Raw genomic sequence first — 18,868 nt, 5'->3', positions numbered from 1 at the left:
CGTGGCAAAGCAATTCATACGATTGATGCCGGTCGCCACTGGCCATCACGCCAGCGAGTTGGCGGTACGATAGCGACCCTCATAATCAAAAATTTTCTCTTTTATCTGCCAGAAGCGACCCGATTTGCGGGCGATGACAAAATCCGGATGACGGAACTGGCTTTGCGCGGCCAGCACGCTCGCCAGGGTGGCAAATTCGGGCTCCAGCCCCGGGGCGGGCCAATGATGACGCACAAAGTGCTGTTGAAACAAGCGCCGTGCGCCCGGGGAGTGAAATCCGAAGTATTCACTGAGGGTCAATCCATCCTCATCGTGGTAGGTCACCTCCAGCCGCTCCCCCTGTTTGCCGCGCCCTGCGGTGAGGGTTAGCCCCGCACAGCGGATCACCATGCAATCCTTGAGATTGAGCGCCTCTTTAAGCTTGTCGTCAGGGTCGACCAGCAGCTGATCGCAGCTCTGGCAGCGGCGGGCGGCGATGTCGTTCTCTGCACCGCAGCCGGGGCAGATCTTGGCGCGAAAGCGGTAGTCACACTCTTCGCGGTTGCCCTCGTCATCTTCAAACAGCCCCTGACAGCGGCGACCGTAGTGCTCGATAACCTTGCCATCCTCGTCGGTTTTGCCCCAGAAGGTGTTGGCAAAGCCGCAGGCGGGGCAGGGCACCTGCACCGGCTCGGTGCCGGCGTGAGGGCGAGGCTCCCCCACTTCGGGGGCAAACAGGTTGAAGTTGTTGCCGGCGTAGTCGAGCACCAGACAATCCTCCTTGCCCGGCGAGAGACGCAGGCCCCGCCCGACGATCTGCTGATAGAGCGAGACCGACTCGGTAGGTCTGAGCATCACGATAAGGTCGACATGGGGGGCGTCGAAGCCGGTGGTGAGCACCGCCACGTTGACCAGAAACTTGAGCTCGCGCGCCTTGAAGGCGTTGATGAGGGCATCGCGCTCCGGCCCCGGTGTCTCGCCGGTGATAAGGGCCGCCTGCTGGCCTCTGGCGCCAAGCAGGCCGTGAATTTCGCGGGCATGTTCGACGGTGGCGGCGAAGATCATCACCCCCTGCCGGTCGGCGGCATACTCCAGCACTTGGCTCAGGATATGGGGTGTAACCCGCTGCTGGCGCTTGAGCTCGCCGTTGAGATCCGCCTCGCTGAAGAGGCCGTTCTCCCGCGCCACCAGCTTGCTGAAGTCGTAGTGAACGATGGGGGCATCCACCATGCGCGGCGGCGTCAGGTAGCCGTTTTTGACCATAAAGCGCAGTGGCAGCTCGAACACGCAGTCGCCAAACAGCCGCTCGCCGTGGCTTTTGACCATGCCGTGGTAGTGGCGCCGGTAGATCCAGCCCAGCCCGAGCCGATAGGGGGTCGCGGTGAGGCCGAGGATCTTGAGGGCCGGATTGGCGGCCTTGAGGTGGCCTAACACCTGATGGTACTGGCTGTCGTCATCGAGCGAGACCCGATGGCACTCATCGATGATCAGCAGCGAAAACGCCCCGTCGAAGGCCGCCAGATTGCGGGCGACCGACTGCACCGAGCCGAACACCACCTGGGCGCTCGCCTCCTTGCGATCCAGGCCGGCAGCGAAAATATCGGCCTTGAGCCCCCACGCCTCGTATTTAGCGTGGTTCTGCTCCACCAGCTCCTTGACGTGGGCCAGCACCAGCACCCGACCGCGCGCTTTGCGGGCCAGCTCGGCGATCACCAGACTCTTGCCGGCCCCGGTGGGCAGCACCACTACGGCGGGATCCGGGTGTTTGCGAAAGTGGCTGATCACGGCGTTGACGGCGTCGGTCTGATAGGGTCTGAGAACGAACATGCAGGCTTGGGTATGTCGATGTGGGGTGGTGCAAGATGGCGCCATTATAGGGTGCTTGCCGTCACAAAAACAGCGGGCCGGCATGATGCCGGCCCGCAGGGTGCTTGGGTGCTGATCAATGGAACGGGAAGATGTAGTTCATCCAGCTTGCCATGCGCAGCAGCACTTTGCGCATCACAGATACATGGTGGAAGTAGTGGGTATAGATGGCAGCCTGCCCGCTGGCACCGGCAATCATCTGATACTTGGCCCATTCGGGGTCGGTGATGGAGATAACCACCGGCAGGCGACCCGGACGCACCGCCGTGGTCTGATCCAGCAGACCGGCGTTGGCCTGCACGTTACCGGCGGCAATGGCCGGAACCACGGCTGTCACCTTGCCTTTGAAGATCTTGCCGGGTACGCCATCGATCACCACTTCGGCCTCATCGCCCACCGCCAGTCTCTGCATGCTGTTCTGCCAGAACCAGCCGACGTAGGCGGTGTCATCCTTGTGGATGAAGGTCATCACCGGACGATACATGAAGGGGGTGGCGATCATGCCGGGGCGTAGGGCCAATTGCACCACATGACCATCGCTCGGGGCATAGACCACGGTTTGTGACTGCTGGTACTTGGCTTCCATCAGCTGGGCCTGCAGATCGTTCAGGGTGGCTTTCTGCTGGTCAATCTGGGCCACGATGTCGTCCACGTTGGCCTGGGTGACGTCGAGGTCGCGCTGCTTGCCCACGCCACGGCGCATCAGGTCGCTGGCGCGATCCCGATCCAGCCTGGCGGAGCGCAGTCTCGCCTCGATGGACTTGAGGTGTTCGCGGTTGGATTCGACCCGTGCGGTGAGGCTCTCCACTTTCAGGCGGAACGGCTCGTCATCGATGCGAAACAGCACATCCCCTTTTTTCACCGGCTGGTTGGCCTGTACCGGCACCTCAACCACCCGGCCCTTGACCAGCGGCACTATGGGGGTGGAGACGTAGTAGTTGCGCGCCATCTCGGAGTAGGGGTGGTTGTAGTTCATCAGCATGATCAGGGTGCCGATGAGCAGCACGCCACCCAGTGCTGCGGTGGGGACGGTCCACTTGTTGAGCGGGATGCGGAAGATTTTGAATATGGCGACACACAGCGCCGTGTAGGTCAGGATCAGTAGCAGGTCCATGGTTTATCCCTGTTGCTCACTCTGTTCGATAGTGTTGATACGGCTCTTCAGATCCGCCAACTCCTGCTTGAGGGCCGCCAGCTCCTCTTCATCTTTTTGCAACCGCTGGCTAAAGCCCCAGCCGCGATCGGGGCGATAGATGGTTGCCCAGATCCAGAGGAAGGGCCACAGCACATGCAGGGTAAACAGGCTGACCCAACCTGCCACGTGAATGGCATCCTGATGAGGGTGATTCCGATGTTTGGCAATCTCGTAAGGAATATCGTGGATAACGATGACTCCATAAAAAATGACCAGCCCGACAAAGACGAGCAGACCAAGGGCAAAATAATCAAGGGCCATTTATAACCTCCACTGGCATGACGCACAGCTTAATCATTGGTTCCAACAAGCACTAAAGCAATTAAGAATCACACATTTATCGTCAGTTTGCCCGGAATCTTAAAGCTATTCGCTGTATTGAAGCTGAAGCCGTTCAACAGTTGCATTATTAGTCTTTTTGTCATTAAAAAAGGCGCCATCAGGCGCCTTTTTTGTGCTGCTTTCGCTGCATTTTTTGCTGTTTTTACCCTTCGCTGGTACTGCTGACCAGCGGCTGGCGGAACTTCATCAGGAAGGCCACGGTAATGGCCGCCGTTGCAGTCAGGCCGATGATGGTGGAGGTCCCCATCTCCAGCCCGAACCCGATGGGGGCGTTGGCCAGATAGGTGATCACTACAGCAGTCATGAACATGGCGGGAATGGTGCAGATCCAGTGCAGCTTGCCCTCTTTGATGAGGTAGGCAGCCGCAGCCCACAGCATGATGACGGCGGTGGTCTGGTTGGCCCAGCCGAAGTAGCGCCAGATCACCCCGAATTCAGCCTTGGAGATGATGAAGCCAAGGATAAACATGGGGATGGCGATCAGCAGACGCTTGGCCAGCGGCTTCTGGGTCATCTTCAGGAAGTCCGCCACGATCAGGCGAGCACTGCGAAACGCGGTGTCACCAGAGGTGATGGGCAGGATCACCACGCCGAGGATGGCCAGAATGCCGCCGACTGTGCCGAGCAGGCTGGTGGAGACTTCGTGTACCACGGCTGCCGGGCCGCCGTTGGCCATAGTAGCGTTGAGTGCTTCGGTGCTGTCGTAGAAGGAGAGACCCAGGGTGCACCAGATAAGGGCGATGATCCCTTCACCGATCATTGCGCCGTAGAAGATGAAGCGGCCGGATTTTTCGTTCTGCATGCAGCGCGCCATCAGCGGTGACTGGGTGGCGTGGAAGCCTGATACCGCGCCACAGGCGATGGTGATGAACAGCAGCGGCCAGAGCGGCAGTTCGGTCGGGTGCAGGTTGGAGAAGTCCATCCCGGTGTTGTAGAAGCCTTTGCCGGAGGCGATCAGGCCAACGATGAGGCCGACCGACATGAAGACCAGCAGGGCGCCGAAGATGGGGTAGAAGCGGCCGATGATCTTGTCGATGGGGACTATGGTCGCGAGGATGTAGTAGGCAAAGATTGCCACGATCCAGTAGACCAGATCGGTGGAGGTGAGGTTGGCGAGCAGCCCTGCCGGGCTCAGCACGAATACCACGCCCACCAGCATCAGCAGCACCACGGCAAACAGGTTCATGAAGTGCTTGGCGGCGGTGCCCAGATGCTCACCGACCACGGTTGGCACTGAGGCACCCTTGGCGCGCACCGACAGCATGCCGGAGAAGTAGTCATGTACCGCACCGGCGAAGATGCAGCCAAAGACGATCCACAGCATGGCGACCGGGCCGTAGAGGGCACCCAGGATGGGGCCGAAGATGGGGCCGACGCCTGCGATGTTGAGCAGTTGAACCAGATAGACTTTCTTGTCCGACATCGGGACATAGTCCACCCCGTCAGCCATGGTGATGGCGGGGGTTTTCAGCTCGGGTTTCGGGCTGAATATCCGTTCGATGAATTTGCCGTATATGAAGTAGCCGGCCACAAGTAAGCCGACACAGAGGAAGAACCAGATCATTGCTACGCTCCTGCATTGTTTTTTTAGTGTGCAGAGCGAGTCTAAAACGGTTGCGCCTGTCTGGCAGGTGAAACTCCCCGAGCGGCGCTTTGGCGCGCCGAGCGGTCGGCGGCTGTGATCAGGCGCACACTCCGCGGCTCAGTCCAGCCCCAGCTGATCTTTGAGCTCCTTGAGATAGCGACGACTGACCGGCACTCGGGCGCCGCTCGGGGTGACAATCTCTGCCAGCTGGTTATCCAGCAGCTGGATCTCGAAGATGGCGTTGGGGGAGACCAGATACTGGCGGTGGCAGCGCAGCAGCGGGCTCTTTTCTTCCAGCGATTTGAGGGTGAGCTGGGTGTGGAACAGCTCGCCCTGACAGGCCACATGGACCCCGCCCAGATCGGAGAAGGCATACTCCACCTGCGCGATGGGCAGCAGCCTGACCCGATTGTGCAGATAGCCCGGAATATGTTCGATAGTCGGGGCCAGCCGCTCGATGGGCTGCGGGGAGATATCCTGCTTGAGGCGAGCGAGGGTCTTGGCGAGCCGGGCGGGCTCCACCGGCTTGAGCAGGTAGTCGAAGGCGTTCTCTTCAAAGGCCTGAATGGCATATTCGTCAAAGGCGGTGACAAAGACGATGCGGGGCAGGGGGTCGAGCATGGCGACCAGCTCCATGCCGCTCAGCTTGGGCATCTGGATATCGAGGAACACCACATCAGGCTTGAGGCGCTGAATAAGCGGCAGCGCCTCGATGGCGTTGGCCGCTTCCCCCACGATCTCGATGGCAGGATCGCAGGCCAGCTGCTGCCTCAGCTCTTCGCGGGCGTAGTGTTCGTCATCGACTATCAGAGTGCGGATCATGGTTGCTCCTTGGGGATGGTGAACGACACCCGGGTCCACTGTTCCGGCTCGCACGCAATAGTCACGCCATAGCGCTCGCCAAAGGCGCTTTTCAGTCGCCGGTCTACGATGGTCATGCCCAGACCGTCGCCAGCGGGATGTGCTTGCCAGGTGCCTGCATTATCTTCCACATGGATGGTGACGCTGGTGGGATGCTCATCGGTCCAGAGGCGAATGCGCCCCTGCTCCAGCAGAGTCGAGATGCCGTGCTTGATGGCATTCTCGATCAACGGTTGCAGGGTGAAGCTGGGCAGTCGCAGTGTGGCCAGATGGGGCGGGATCTCGTTTATCACCGTCAGCCGATCGCCAAAACGGGCCAGCTCGATCTCCAGATAGGATTGGCAGTGCTCCTGCTCCTCCTGCAGGGTCGCAAGGCCGCTCTGGCGCTTGAGGTTCTTGCGAAAGAACAGCGACAGATGCAGCAGCAGATCCCGCGCCTTGTCCGGATCGCGCCGGGTGATGGCACTGATGGTGTTGAGGGTGTTGAACAGAAAGTGGGGGTTGATCTGGGCCTGGATCAGCTTGAGTTCGGACTGCACCAGCAGCCGCTGATGCTGCTCCAGCCGACCGGCCAGCAACTGCTGTGACAGCAGGTTGGCAATCCCTTCCCCCAGGGTGTGGTTGATCTTGAGAAACAGCCGCTTCTTCGGCTCGTAGAGCTTGATGGTGCCGATCACCCCCTTGTCCCCCTGCAGCGGGATCACCAGCACCGAGCCCAGCTGGCATGCGGAGGAGAGGCTGCAGCGATAGGGCTGGCTGTTGCCATCGGCAAACAGCACCTTGTTCTGGGCGATGGCCTGCATGGTGATGGCTGACGCGATGGGGGTGCCCGGCAGATGGTGATCTTCGCCGGTGCCGATAAAGGCGAGGATCTGCTCGGTGTCCGTGATGGCGACCGCCCCAACGCCGGTCTCCTCCTGAATGATGCGGGCAATCTTGTTGCTCGCCTGTGGGGTAAAGCCCTGACTCATGATCCCCACTGTACGGTTGGCGATATTGAGCGCCTTGGCGGAGAAGACCCGGGAGAACTTCTCATACATCCGCTGCTGGTCGCGGATCATGCTGATAAAGAGCGCCGCGCCGCAGGAGTTGGCGAGAATCATCGGGGTGGCGATGGTGCGCACCAGCAGCAGGGATTTGTCGAACGGGGTCGCCACCAGCAGGATGATGACCATCTGCATGATCTCGGCGTAGAGGGTGGTAAAGAAGGCGATACGCGGTTCAAACAGGGCATCCGTTCGCCCCGAGCGCATCAGTCGCCAGTGCACTATGCCCCCAAGCAACCCCTCGCAGGTGGTGGAGATAGCGCAGGCGAGATCGGTAAATCCCCCCAGCGTATAGCGGTGCAGACCACCGGTCAGCCCCACCAGAAAGCCCACCAGCGGCCCCCCCAATAATCCCCCCAAGACGGCGCCGACCGCCCGGGTGTTGGCGATGGCATCGTCGATATCGAGGCCCACATAGGTTCCGAGGATGCAAAAACATGAAAATATTATGTATATCAGTATCTTGTGAGGAAGCCTCACTGAATAGTTGGCAAGCGGGCGAAGCAGCGGGCTTTTCGAGAAGAGATAGGCGATCACCAGGCTGACGCTCATCTGCTGTAACAAAGAGAGAACCAACTGCATAAAAAACGCGCCTCATCAGCCAGCCTAAAAAACAACCAGCCCGTGAATAAGTGTGATCAGGATCTTGTTCTGTTGGCCCAACTGGGCGCAACGGGCCGTCAGTTTGCCAGAAAAACTGGATAAAACTACATTAAATCAGCATGTTAAATTGATATTTGTGTAAGAGGTGATGGATTGCTATTGATGAATGGAGCATGAATGTATCCGCCGGATACGCCACACGGAGGTGGCATGCTCCGCCCGGCCCCTTGGCTGGGCGTTTTTTATACATGGTCAGTTGGCAACCTTCTGATGGGGGTTTGAGCAATTATTCCGGTTTGTCCAATGAGTTATCCCCAGCTTCTGGGGATAACTCAGAATGCAAAGTAGTAACAGAAGCGGCGGGTCAGATTGAAGAACTGCCGCTGTCCCTCATCCAGCTCCTCCTGTTTGATAAAGGCAGTGATTGTGCGTTCATCTTCCCGCAGATCGATCATGGCGACCGCTTCCGGCCGCTGGGCCTTGATATAGGGCAGGATCTTCGGCTTGAGGGGCATGGTGGGTTCGGTAGATAGCACCAGCGCAATGCTCTCGTCGGAGAGTTTCACCAGGGAGCCCGGTGGGTAGACCCCCAGCACCTTGACCAGCAACTTGACCAGATTCTGGTCGAACTTCTTCTGGGATAACTTGTAGAGCTGGCTGATGGCCTGACTCGGTGCCGCCGGCGTGCCACTGTTGCGGGGATGAAGCAGCTCGTCGTAGAAGTCGACCAGTCCGATCAGCCGCGCCAGCGGCGGGATCTCCCCCCCCTTGATCCCCAGCGGATAACCGCTGCCGTCGAGCCGTTCGTGGTGCAGATGGGCTACCTGACGAATTTTGGGCTCAAAGGCATTGAGTTGGTTCAGCATGTCAAATCCGTACTGGGGATGCATCTTGAGGAAGTTCTGCTCGGCCTTGTTTAGCTCACCACGCTTTTGGGTGATCTGGCTGGGAATTTTCAGTTCACCTATGTCGTGGATAAGTCCCGCAAGGCCGGTCTCTTCCAGCTCGATGGGATTCATCCCCAGTTCGCGCGCCATCAACATGGCAATGAAAGCCACATTGAGACTGTGCTGCAGCAGGACATCGGTGTGGGGACTACGGATCAGGTGGAGCCCGAGGGGGCCCTCGTGCTGACTAAGGGTGAAGGCGGCATTGCGGACGATCTGGGCGGTGTTGGCCAGCCCTTCATCGGGTTTGAGGTTGAGTGCCCCGAGAGCATCACGCAGCTCGCTCATGGACTGGCCAAAGGCCTTGTCGGCGGCGCGCATGGAGCGGCGAAAGGCTTTTTCGTCAAAAGGGGGCGGGCCGGCATCAATCAGGGACTCCAGCTCTTCGAGATCGGGCCCGGCATCGGGGATATCGCCGCGCAGCAGCGGCTCGATGGGCAGATCGCTCTTGTCGGGGTCGACCATCAGCAGGGTGAGATCAAGATGACGGAGAATGTCGAGTTGCTGCTGATCCTTGATCTTGAAGGTATTGAACATAAATGGGTGGTTAGTCCATCCCGTGGGGAGATGGATATAGTGGCCTACTCTCAATTGCTCTATCGAGGCTTGGATCAGTGCCATCGGTTAACCTGCATTTCGTGAATGCCTACTCAACAAGCTAGCAAAATCCGATGGATAGACAACTAAAAATCCATTTCGGGGCTACGGAGCACCCCGTGCTGTGATGGGGCGCACGAGCGCCGTGCTTCTCCTCTTAATTCGCGCTTAAGTTTTACTTCCTACGCTGGCCCCGTCGTTTTTGTTGGCTTGGCCGGCCCGCTGCGCTGCAGGCCGGTATGTAGGAGTTGTTTATGCGTGTAACTCTCGGTGTACTGCAGACCAATCTGTTGCTGGTGCTCTTTTTCGCCCTGGTACTGAACTGGCCAATCTTTTTGCATTTCTATACGGTGCTCAGCGCCCTGACCCATGTCAAAGCCGGATTTGCCATCTCGATCCCGTTGGTGCTGATCGCTGCGCTCAATGCCGTGTTTATTCCCTTCACGTTCCGGTTTGTGCTCAAGCCCTTTTTTACCGTGCTCATTCTGACTGGCTCCATCGTCAGCTACGCCATGCTCAAATACGGTGTCATCTTTGATGCCGGCATGATCCAGAACATAGTGGAGACCAACAGTGGTGAGGCGGGTGCCTATTTGAATGGCTCGGTTGCGCTCTGGTTTCTGCTGACCGGGCTGCTGCCTGTTCTGGTGCTCTGGTCACTGCGGATCCGCTATCCGGCTCGCTGGTATCAGGGGTTGGCGTGGCGGGCTGGTGCACTGGCTATCTCTCTGCTGTTTATCGGGGGCGTCGCGTCACTTTACTATCAGGATTACGCCTCGGTCGGGCGCAACAACAAGTCGCTGGCCAAAGAGATTGTGCCCGCCAACTATGTGCACGGCCTCTACAAATATGGGCGGGATGTGCTGTTTGCCACGCCGATCCCCTACCAGCATCTGGGGACAGATGCCAGGGTGGTGGCGCGGGGAAGCAAGCCGACTTTGATGTTCCTGGTGGTGGGGGAGACGGCGCGCAGCCAGAACTACTCCCTTAACGGGTATGGCAAGGCGACCAACAGCTTTACAGCAAAAGAGCAGGGGGTGGTGTCGTTCAGGAATGTGCGCTCCTGCGGTACAGCCACCGCCGTCTCGGTGCCCTGCATGTTCTCCAACCTCACTCGCCGCGGTTACGATGACCAGCTTGCCAGCTCCCGTGACGGCCTGCTCGATGTGCTGCAACATGCCGGGGTCTCGGTGTTGTGGAAAGAGAACGATGGCGGCTGTAAAGGGGTGTGCCGCAATGTGCCGACCATCGAGATCCTCCCCAAATCCTATCCTGCGCTCTGTCAGGGGGAGTCTTGCTATGACGAGGTGCTGCTGGAGGGGCTGGATCAGCAGATTGCCGGCATGAAGGGCAACAAGCTGGTGGCTTTTCACCTGATGGGCAGCCATGGCCCGACCTATTTTCGTCGTTACCCTGCCAGCGAGCGCGTCTTTATGCCGGACTGCCCGCGTAGCGACATTGAAAACTGCAGCAACGAAGAGCTGGTCAACACCTATGACAACACCATCCGCTACACCGACAAGGTGGTGGGACTGCTGATAGACAAGCTCAAGTCGCTGGAGAGCCAGTACGATGTGGGACTGGTCTATCTCTCCGATCACGGCGAATCCCTTGGGGCTATGGGGCTCTATCTGCACGGCACGCCCTACAAGTTTGCGCCGGATGATCAGACCCGGGTGCCGCTGCTGACCTGGTTCTCGCCCCAGTTACAGGCCGATCGCCAGCTTGATATGGGTTGCCTGGCGGCGGAGGCGAGCAGTCAGCGCTTCTCCCACGATAACCTGTTCCACTCCATGCTGGGGATCATGGATGTACAGACCCGTGTTTACGACAACAAGCTGGATCTGTTCAAGCCATGTCGGGCGGGCTAAACCGCCAGCAAAGCACACAATAGAAAACGGCAGCCACTGGCTGCCGTTTGGTTATCTCGCAAGATCAGTGTCTTACTTCTGCTCCATGATGATCTGCAGCAGATCCCCTTCCAGCAGGGCGCGCTTGACCAGTGCAAAGCCGCCATAGGTTGGCTGGTTCTGGAAGCGGGCTTTCACGATGGGCAGGCCACGGTGGAAGCTCGGCAGGGATTGATGCTCGACACAGCGACGGATGGCCGGGAAGAGGATCTCTTCGGCGGCGGTGATTTCGCCGGCGATCAGCACCTTCTGCGGGTTGAACAGGTTGACCGTAATAGCCACCGCTCGTCCCAGATGCTCACCCACGTTCTCGATCACGCTGCGGGCCAGTTCATCGCCCGCCAGCGCCGCCTTGCACACCTCCTGAATGGTGATGTGCTTCTCTTGCAGCGCGCTCTGGTGACCGCGGCTGATGAGCTCCTTCACCTTGTCGACAATGGCCTCGTTGGAGGCGATGGTTTCGAGGCAGCCGAAGTTGCCGCAGTGACAGCGCTTGCCGAGCGGCTCGACCTGAATATGGCCGATCTCGCCGACGTTGCGGTTCTGACCGAGGAACACCTGACCCTTGGTGATGATCCCCGAGCCCGTCCCCTGGTGAACACTCACCAGAATGGAGTCCATGCAGTCGCGGGACTCGCCGAAGAAGTGTTCGGCCAGTGCCAGAGAGCGGGTGTCGTTGCCCACGTAGCAGGGGAGGTTGAAGTGGTTCTCAAGCAGCTTCGCCAGTCCCAGATTGCGGATCTGGTACTTGGGGGTGTAGATGACCATGCCGGATTCCGGGTTGACCAGACCCGGCATGGTCAGCGCGATGCTGATGAGGTTGCGACAACGTTCGCGGTTGGCATCGATAAAGGCGCCAATCTCACGCAGCAGCATGTCGACCACGGGTTGCTGGTCGATCTCGGTCACCTGAATGACGTGCTGGTCGAGCTCCTTGCCATCGAGGTCATAGAGACTCAGTTGCAGGTAGCCGCGGCCCAGCTTGGCAGAGACAAACTGAAAGCGATGTTTGATGGTGGTCAGGGAGATGGCACGCCGCCCGCCGGTTGAGGCTTGCGGAGAGGTCTCCTTGATCAGGCCATGCTCGATCAGTTGCCGGGTTATTTTGGTCACGCTGGCCGGGGCCAGCTGACTCAACTCGGCAATCTTGACCCGGGAGATGGGCCCTTGCAGATCGATGAGCCGATACACGGCTGCACTGTTGACCTGCTTGATAAGATCTACGTTTGCTATTTGTCCGCCAGTCATGATGTCACTGTTGTGTGTAGTGTCCGTTAACCACGGTCCCACGGACCGTGAAGTCCTGATCGAAGACAGTGAGGTTGGCTACTTTACCGACCTGGATACTACCGAGACGTGAGTCCCATCCAATGGCGCGAGCGGGGTAGAGGCTGGCCATTCTCAGTGCTTCATCGAGCGGTAATCCGACCTGCTTGACCAGATTTTCCACCCCCTCAATCATGGTGAGGGAGGAACCGCCGAGTGTACCATTCTCGTCGACACACTGACCATCGCGTAAAAAGACGGTGGTGCCACAAAAATCAAATTTCTCAAAGCCTTCCGGCGCTCCGGCTGCCGCGGTGGCATCGGTGACCAGCACCAGTCGCTCCCCCAGCGCCTTGTGAGCCAGACGCACGTTGGCCCAGTGCACATGGTGGCCATCGACGATGATGCCCGCGTAGACATCCTTGCGATCATAGATGGCGCCCACAACACCCGGCTCGCGACCGTTGAGGGTCGGGGTCATGGCGTTGTAGAGGTGGGTCGCAAAGCGAATACCGTTATCAAACCCGGCCATGGCCTGATCGTAACTGGCGGCAGTGTGACCGGCCGAGACCAGAATGCCCGCTTCCACCAGACGGCGGATATGGGCCGGCTCGTTGCGCTCCGGAGCCAGGGTGATCTTGGTGATGGCATCCGCGTTGGCGCAGAAGAAGTCGATCATCTCGTCCGCTGGCTGGCGAATTTGCGCGGCAGGGTGGATCCCCTTGCGCTTGAGGTTGGTGTAAGGCCCTTCCAGATGGACGCCCAGCACCTCGTTGGGGTGTGCCGCCATGTAGTCACGGGTCACCGCAACGGCCTGCTTCATATCCGCATCCGGACTGGTGATCAGGGTCGGCAGGAAGCTGGTGGTACCAGATTTGAGGTTGGCCGCCTGCATGGTTGCCAGGGTCTCGACCGTGATGTCGGTGTTGAACATCACCCCGCCACAGCCGTTGAGCTGCACGTCGATAAAACCGGCGGTCAGGTTGGCGCCTTTGAGGTCAATCTGCTCGATGCCCGCAGGCAGTTCGGCCAGGTGAGAGATGGCGACAATCTTGTCGCCCTCGATAAGCACCCCGTAGCCGGTCAGCACGCAGCTGCCGGTGTAGAGGGTGCAGTTGGTCAATGCGTACATGACGACTCCTTACAGACGGCCGATGTTGGCGGCTTCCAGTTGCTGGAAGTAGCGAACGGTCTTGACCTTGAGCTCCATGGTGGAGGGCTCGTCGCACACCATCATTCCCTTCGGATGCAGTTGCAGGGTGGAGATGGTCCACATGTGGTTGACGCTGCCTTCCACGGCGGCCTGCAGGGCCAGTGCCTTGCCGTGACCGGTGACCAGGATCATGATCTCTTCCGCATCCATCAGGGTGCCGACACCCACGGTCAGCGCCAGCTTGGGCACCTGCTCCATGTCGCCACCGAAGAAGCGGGAGTTGGCGATACGGGTGTCTTCGGTCAGGGTCTTGACCCGGGTGCGGGAGGAGAGGGAGGAGGCCGGCTCGTTGAATGCGATGTGGCCGTCGTTACCCACGCCACCCATGAACAGGTGGATCTTGCCGTAGGACTTGATTTTGTCTTCGTAGCGCTTGCACTCGGCCACCAGATCCTCGGCATTGCCGTTGAGGATGTTGATGTTCTCGGGACGAATGTCGATGTGGCTGAAGAAGTTGTTGTGCATGAAGCTGTGGTAGCTCTCCGGGTGATCTTCCGGCAGGCCAACGTACTCGTCCATGTTGAAGGTGACCACGTTCTGGAAGCTCACTTCACCGGCTTTGTGCAACTCGATCAGGCGCTTGTAGGTGTTGAGCGGGGTGCCACCGGTGGGCAGGCCCAGTACGAAAGGGCGATCGCTGGTCGGCTTGAACGCGTTGATGCGGTCAACGATGTAACGAGCAGACCACAGGCCTACTTGGCTGGCAGATTTCAACGGGATCAGGCGCATATGGGATACCTCTGTGTCGGGTTGCGACCGGTTTGGCGGTGGCAATTGGCTAAGACGGATTCAAGTTGTTTTATAGCGTAAATAAAGATTGCGAACTAAGCCACATCTATCCACCACCTTTATCTTGTTTGGGTGATAACGATCACGATTATCGGTTTATTAATTTGCGCAGCGAAATAAAAGCCCTAGACTGCCAATCAAGCCTTGATGGCTTATGCGTCAAACGTGATAAGCACTTAATTTCTAGAAAAACATTAACTAAGGAGAGGAACCGTGAACATTCTCGGTTATTTGCAAAAGATCGGCCGTGCCCTGATGGTGCCGGTAGCGGTATTGCCTGCCGCAGCGATCCTGATGGGGGTTGGCTACTGGATTGACCCGAATGGTTGGGGTGGTGACAGTGCGCTGGCTGCCTTCCTGATTAAAGCGGGCGCAGCCATTATCGATAACATGTCCGTACTGTTCGCAGTCGGTGTCGCTTACGGTATGTCCAAGGATAAAGACGGTTCTGCTGCGCTGGCAGGTCTGGTCGGCTTCCTGGTCGTTACCACCCTGCTGAGCCCGGGCGCTGTGGCCCAGATCAAGAGCATTCCGGTGGAACAGGTTCCTGCCGCGTTTGCCAAGATCAGCAACCAGTTCGTGGGTATCCTGTGTGGTGTTATCGCCGCTGAGCTGTACAACCGCTTCAGCAGCGTCGAGCTGCACAAGGCTCTCTCCTTCTTCTCCGGTCGTCGTCTGGTACCGATCGTAACCTCCGTGGTGATGATCGTCGTATCTTTCATCCTGATGGCCGTATGGCCGGCAATCTACGGTGGTCTGGTCTCCTTCGGTGAGTCCATCGTGAGCCTGGGCTCTACCGGTGCCGGTATCTACGCCTTCTTCAACCGTCTGCTGATCCCGATCGGTCTGCACCACGCCCTGAACTCCGTGTTCTGGTTCAACGTGGCCGGTATCAACGACATCCCGAACTTCCTGGGTGGTCAGGCTACCATCGATGCCGCTCTGGCCGCTGGCAAGAGCCTGGAGCAGGTGAAAGGCGTGGTCGGTATGTACCAGGCTGGCTTCTTCCCCATCATGATGTTCGGTCTGCCGGGTGCCGCTCTGGCCATCTACCACTCCGCCAAGAAAGAGAACAAAGAGAAAGTTGCTTCCATCATGATCGCAGCTGCCTTTGCTTCCTTCTTCACCGGTGTCACCGAGCCGCTCGAGTTCTCCTTCATGTTCGTGGCGCCGGTACTGTATGTCATCCACGCCGTACTGACCGGTATCTCCGTGTTCATCGCTGCCTCCATGCAGTGGATGGCCGGTTTCGGTTTCAGTGCCGGTCTGGTGGATATGGTGCTCTCCAGCCGTAACCCGCTGGCGACCAACTGGTACATGCTGATCCCTCAGGGTCTGGTCTTCTTCGGCCTCTACTACACCGTGTTCCGCGTAGTGATTGCCAAGCTGAACCTGAAAACCCCGGGTCGTGAAGATGACGAAGATACTGCTCCGGCTGCCGCTCAATCTACCAACCGTACCGAGCTGGCCAAGCAATACCTGGAAGTGCTGGGTGGTCAAGAGAACCTGGTCTCCATCGATGCCTGCATCACCCGTCTGCGTCTGACTCTGAAAGACCGCAGCATCGTCGATGAGCGCAAGCTGAAAGCCCTGGGTGCGGCCGGTGTGGTCAAACTCGGTGAGCAGAACCTGCAGGTGATTCTGGGCCCATTGGCCGAAATCATCGCCGGTGAGATGAAAGCCCTGCGTTAATCGAGCGACTCGCTCACCTCAAGTCTAAGTCCATTGTTGACATAACTAAGGGCCCCGCTCAGGGGCCCCATATAAAAAAGCCAAGAAAATCCAACCTTTACTTCAAATGAGAGCAGCAGTTATGAACTTGAAACATTCTCTGTTAGCCATTGCCATGTCTACCGTTTTTGTCAGCCAGGTCCAGGCAGCCGATGCCGCCAAGCAGGCTGTGGTCGACTCCCTCGCCAACAACCTGGTGGTCAAGTATGAAGTGGTCACCAACGATGGTGCCGGTGCCGGCCTCGATTGCCAGGCGCTCGGTTCCGAGTGGGCGAGCTGTGGCGTTGCCAAGCTGCACCTGACCAATACCGGTGCGGACGTGACCTCCAAAGACTGGAGCATCTACGTCTCCTCCATCCGTCGTATCCAGCGTGTGGATAACGACCAGTTCACCATTACTCACCTGACCGGCGATCTCTATCGTTTGACGCCAACCGAGAAGTTCCAGGGCTTTGCCAAGGATGCCACGGTCGAAGTGCCGCTGGTGGTGGAATACTGGGTACTGTTCGAATCTGACATCATGCCGAACTGGTATGTCGCCAGCGAAGGTGCCGAGCCGAAAGTACTGGCCAGCATGAGCAACATCAATGATGCCAGCACCTACGAGAAGCCGATGCCGGCTGATGGCTGGAAGCGTACCAAGGATGACAAGAACATCCTGATGAACAGCGAAACCCGTTTCGCGGCCAACCAGACCAGCACCCTGCTGCCGGCTGGCAAGATTGACAACCAGATCCTGCCGACCCCGATGAAGCAGGTAGTCAAAGCTGGCCCGCAGGTTGACTTCTCTACCATCAAACTCAATGCCCTGGACTTGCCGAGCGATCGCGCCGAGGCCCTGAAGGCTCAACTGACCAAGCTGGGTGTTACCCTCTCCGACACCGGCTACCCGGTGACCATCAAGCTCGGCAGCAAGCTCAAGCAGGCTGAAGGCTATGACATGACCATCGGTCAGAAGGGCACAGTGATCCAGGGTCGCGATATCGACGGGGCATTCTGGGGTGCACAATCCCTGATCTCCCTGCTGGGTGTTGATGACAAGCTGGTGAGCCCGATGACCGTCGAGGACGCGCCGCGCTTTGAATACCGTGGCATGCAGACCGACGTGGCCCGCCACTTCCGCAGTCTGGATACCATGAAGAAGCTGGTTGACCAGATGTCTGCCATGAAGCTCAACGTGCTGCACCTTGGCCTGACCAACGATGAAGGCTGGCGTCTGGAGATCCCGGGTCTGCCGGAGCTGACCCAGGTCGGTAGCCAGCGTTGCCACGACGAGTCCGAAACCAAGTGCCTGATGCCGCAACTGGGTTCCGGCCCGACCAGCGACAACCAGGGTTCCGGTTTCTACAGCAAGTCTGACTACGTGGATCTGGTGCGTTATGCCAAGGCTCGCGGTGTGATCGTGATCCCCGAGATCAACATGCCGGCTCACGCCCGTGCTGCCGTGGTCTCCATGGAAGCGCGCTACAAGCGTCTGATGGCGGAAGGCAAAGAAGCGGAAGCTAACCAGTTCCGTCTGACTGATCCGGCTGACACCTCCAATGTCACCTCGGTCCAGTTCTACGACAAGATGTCCTTCATCAACCCTTGCCAGCCGGGTGCTGCCACCTTCGTGGCCAAGGTAATGGATGAAGTTGCCCAGATGCACCAGGCCGCCGGTCAGCCGCTGACCGCATGGCACTACGGTGGTGATGAGGCGAAGAACATCATGCAGGGCGGTGGCTATCAGGATCCGGCCGTCACCAAGAAAGAAGAGCTGGTCGCCTGGAAAGGTAACGTCGACTCCAGCAAGCAGGACAAGCCGTTTGGCAAGTCCCCGATGTGCCAGAAGATGATCGATGAAGGCAAGATCAAGGAAGTGGGCGAGCTGCCGGTTTACTTCGCCAAGGAAGTGGGCCAGATGGTCAAAGACCGCGGCTTCTCTACCCTGCAGGCGTGGGAAGATGGTCTGAAGTACGCCAGCGGTGCCAAGGATTTCGCCACCGACAACACCCGTGTCAACTTCTGGGAAACCCTCTACTGGGGTGGCTTCAACGAAGCGATGAAGTGGGCCCACAAGGGTTACCAAGTGGTGCTGTCCAACCCGGATTACCTCTACTTCGACTTCCCGAACGAAGTACACCCGGCTGAGCGTGGCTACTACTGGGCAACCCGTTTCAACGACACCCGCAAGGTATTTGCCTTCGCCCCGGAAAACCTGCCGCAGAACGCCGAGACTTCGGTTGACCGCGACGGCAACGCCTTCGTGGCCAAGGGTGACCAGGATCCGGTCAAGTTCAAGGGGATCTCCGGTCAGCAGTGGAGTGAAACCGTGCGTACCGATGCTCAGTACGAGTACATGGTCTACCCGCGTATCTTCTCTGTGGCCGAGCGTGCCTGGCACAAAGGTGGCTTCGAGCTGGATTACGTGAAGAACCGCGAGTTCTCCGGCGAGACCAAGTTCGTCAACAAGGCCACCCTCAACAAAGAGTGGAACCAGTTTGCCAACGTACTGGGTCAGCGCGTGTTGCCGAAACTGGATCAGGCCGGTGTTGAATACCGCCTCTCCGTACCGGGTGCCAAGGTAGTGAACGGTGTGCTGGAAGCGAACGTGGATCTGCCGGGTCTGCCCATCCAGTACAGCCTGGACGGTACCAACTGGAGTGCCTATGACGCCGCGGCCAAGCCGAGCGTGAATGGCAAGGTCTACCTGCGTACCACCAGCTTCGATGGCAAGCGCACCAGCCGCGTCACCGAACTGAACTGATAGCAGTCAACCGTTAACATGAGGTGGGTCGCAAGACCCGCCTTTCCCAAGGGCGATGGCGCATCGGATTTGGGAAAGGTTGACTGTGCGTGTGAGCCTTTGTTGTGTGTAATTGTCTGTTTTGTGTTTTTCATCACTTTCAGCCCCGCCTAGTGCGGGGCTTTTTTATGCATTTGGGGTGCAATGTGCCAA

Annotated in this window: 13 protein-coding genes; 3 read left to right on the top strand and 10 right to left on the bottom strand. The window is 58.5% G+C overall.

Annotated elements, in window-relative coordinates:
* Nucleotides 1-45: 45 nt before the first annotated feature.
* The 7 genes from G5195_RS00820 to G5195_RS00790 form a co-directional block, all read right to left on the bottom strand.
* On the bottom strand, nt 46-1,806 hold the full coding sequence (locus G5195_RS00820) for a DEAD/DEAH box helicase (protein ID WP_421235723.1): 1,761 nt from the start codon (nt 1,804-1,806) through the stop codon (nt 46-48).
* A gap of 115 nt (nt 1,807-1,921) precedes the next feature.
* Entirely contained in the window at nt 1,922-2,959 is a 1,038-nt protein-coding gene (locus G5195_RS00815; RefSeq protein ID WP_421221454.1) for an HlyD family secretion protein, read from the bottom strand.
* A gap of 3 nt (nt 2,960-2,962) precedes the next feature.
* A complete protein-coding gene (locus G5195_RS00810; protein WP_005337862.1) occupies nt 2,963-3,301 on the bottom strand; it encodes a DUF3302 domain-containing protein in 339 nt (112 codons plus the stop codon).
* A 223-nt stretch (nt 3,302-3,524) separates the two neighbouring features.
* Nucleotides 3,525-4,946: a carbon starvation protein A gene (locus G5195_RS00805; protein ID WP_005350521.1), complete on the bottom strand. Its 1,422-nt coding sequence runs from the start codon at nt 4,944-4,946 to the stop codon at nt 3,525-3,527.
* A 138-nt stretch (nt 4,947-5,084) separates the two neighbouring features.
* Nucleotides 5,085-5,789, bottom strand: coding sequence for a two-component system response regulator BtsR (btsR, locus tag G5195_RS00800; RefSeq protein ID WP_216979111.1), 705 nt, complete (start codon nt 5,787-5,789; stop codon nt 5,085-5,087).
* On the bottom strand, nt 5,786-7,456 hold the full coding sequence (locus G5195_RS00795) for a LytS/YhcK type 5TM receptor domain-containing protein (RefSeq protein ID WP_421221455.1): 1,671 nt from the start codon (nt 7,454-7,456) through the stop codon (nt 5,786-5,788). The genes btsR and G5195_RS00795 overlap by 4 nt, the downstream gene beginning before the upstream one ends.
* Nucleotides 7,457-7,809: 353 nt before the next feature.
* On the bottom strand, nt 7,810-9,045 hold the full coding sequence (locus G5195_RS00790) for an HD-GYP domain-containing protein (protein WP_421221456.1): 1,236 nt from the start codon (nt 9,043-9,045) through the stop codon (nt 7,810-7,812).
* 230 nt (nt 9,046-9,275) lie between these two features.
* Between G5195_RS00790 and G5195_RS00785 the strand changes: the two genes are divergently transcribed.
* On the top strand, nt 9,276-10,892 hold the full coding sequence (locus G5195_RS00785) for a phosphoethanolamine transferase (protein ID WP_421221457.1): 1,617 nt from the start codon (nt 9,276-9,278) through the stop codon (nt 10,890-10,892).
* A gap of 72 nt (nt 10,893-10,964) precedes the next feature.
* Here G5195_RS00785 and nagC read toward each other — a convergent pair whose 3' ends face one another.
* The 3 genes from nagC to nagB are packed head-to-tail and all read right to left on the bottom strand — an operon-like array spanning nt 10,965 to nt 14,139.
* Complete coding sequence (gene nagC / locus G5195_RS00780) at nt 10,965-12,179, bottom strand: DNA-binding transcriptional regulator NagC (protein ID WP_421221458.1); 1,215 nt, start codon at nt 12,177-12,179, stop codon at nt 10,965-10,967.
* Between the two features lie 4 nt (nt 12,180-12,183).
* On the bottom strand, nt 12,184-13,329 hold the full coding sequence (gene nagA, locus G5195_RS00775) for an N-acetylglucosamine-6-phosphate deacetylase (protein WP_021231107.1): 1,146 nt from the start codon (nt 13,327-13,329) through the stop codon (nt 12,184-12,186).
* 9 nt (nt 13,330-13,338) lie between these two features.
* Nucleotides 13,339-14,139: a glucosamine-6-phosphate deaminase gene (gene nagB / locus G5195_RS00770; protein WP_005334308.1), complete on the bottom strand. Its 801-nt coding sequence runs from the start codon at nt 14,137-14,139 to the stop codon at nt 13,339-13,341.
* A gap of 273 nt (nt 14,140-14,412) precedes the next feature.
* On the opposite strand from nagB, the gene nagE reads away from it, so the two are divergent.
* Nucleotides 14,413-15,891 (top strand): N-acetylglucosamine-specific PTS transporter subunit IIBC, encoded by a 1,479-nt coding sequence (gene nagE / locus G5195_RS00765; protein ID WP_021231106.1) that lies wholly within the window; start codon nt 14,413-14,415, stop codon nt 15,889-15,891.
* 121 nt (nt 15,892-16,012) lie between these two features.
* Nucleotides 16,013-18,676, top strand: coding sequence for a beta-N-acetylhexosaminidase (locus G5195_RS00760; RefSeq protein ID WP_421221459.1), 2,664 nt, complete (start codon nt 16,013-16,015; stop codon nt 18,674-18,676).
* Nucleotides 18,677-18,868 lie beyond the last annotated feature (192 nt).

It is taken from the genome of Aeromonas sp. 601039 (assembly GCF_049174415.1).
Lineage (GTDB): Bacteria > Pseudomonadota > Gammaproteobacteria > Enterobacterales > Aeromonadaceae > Aeromonas > Aeromonas veronii_A.
The sequence above is the reverse complement of the archived record's forward strand: the minus strand, read 5'-3'. Positions and strand labels throughout refer to the sequence as shown.

Bases quoted from the DNA above. Each gene is read 5' to 3' on its own strand.
- G5195_RS00760 (WP_421221459.1), top strand. From the start codon at position 16,013: ATGAACTTGAAACATTCTCTGTTAGCCATTGCCATGTCTACCGTTTTT.
- G5195_RS00820 (WP_421235723.1), bottom strand. From the start codon at position 1,806: ATGTTCGTTCTCAGACCCTATCAGACCGACGCCGTCAACGCCGTGATC.
- G5195_RS00805 (WP_005350521.1), bottom strand. From the start codon at position 4,946: ATGATCTGGTTCTTCCTCTGTGTCGGCTTACTTGTGGCCGGCTACTTC.
- nagA (WP_021231107.1), bottom strand. From the start codon at position 13,329: ATGTACGCATTGACCAACTGCACCCTCTACACCGGCAGCTGCGTGCTG.
- G5195_RS00790 (WP_421221456.1), bottom strand. From the start codon at position 9,045: ATGGCACTGATCCAAGCCTCGATAGAGCAATTGAGAGTAGGCCACTAT.
- G5195_RS00795 (WP_421221455.1), bottom strand. From the start codon at position 7,456: ATGCAGTTGGTTCTCTCTTTGTTACAGCAGATGAGCGTCAGCCTGGTG.
- G5195_RS00785 (WP_421221457.1), top strand. From the start codon at position 9,276: ATGCGTGTAACTCTCGGTGTACTGCAGACCAATCTGTTGCTGGTGCTC.
- nagC (WP_421221458.1), bottom strand. From the start codon at position 12,179: ATGACTGGCGGACAAATAGCAAACGTAGATCTTATCAAGCAGGTCAAC.
- G5195_RS00815 (WP_421221454.1), bottom strand. From the start codon at position 2,959: ATGGACCTGCTACTGATCCTGACCTACACGGCGCTGTGTGTCGCCATA.
- G5195_RS00810 (WP_005337862.1), bottom strand. From the start codon at position 3,301: ATGGCCCTTGATTATTTTGCCCTTGGTCTGCTCGTCTTTGTCGGGCTG.
- nagB (WP_005334308.1), bottom strand. From the start codon at position 14,139: ATGCGCCTGATCCCGTTGAAATCTGCCAGCCAAGTAGGCCTGTGGTCT.
- btsR (WP_216979111.1), bottom strand. From the start codon at position 5,789: ATGATCCGCACTCTGATAGTCGATGACGAACACTACGCCCGCGAAGAG.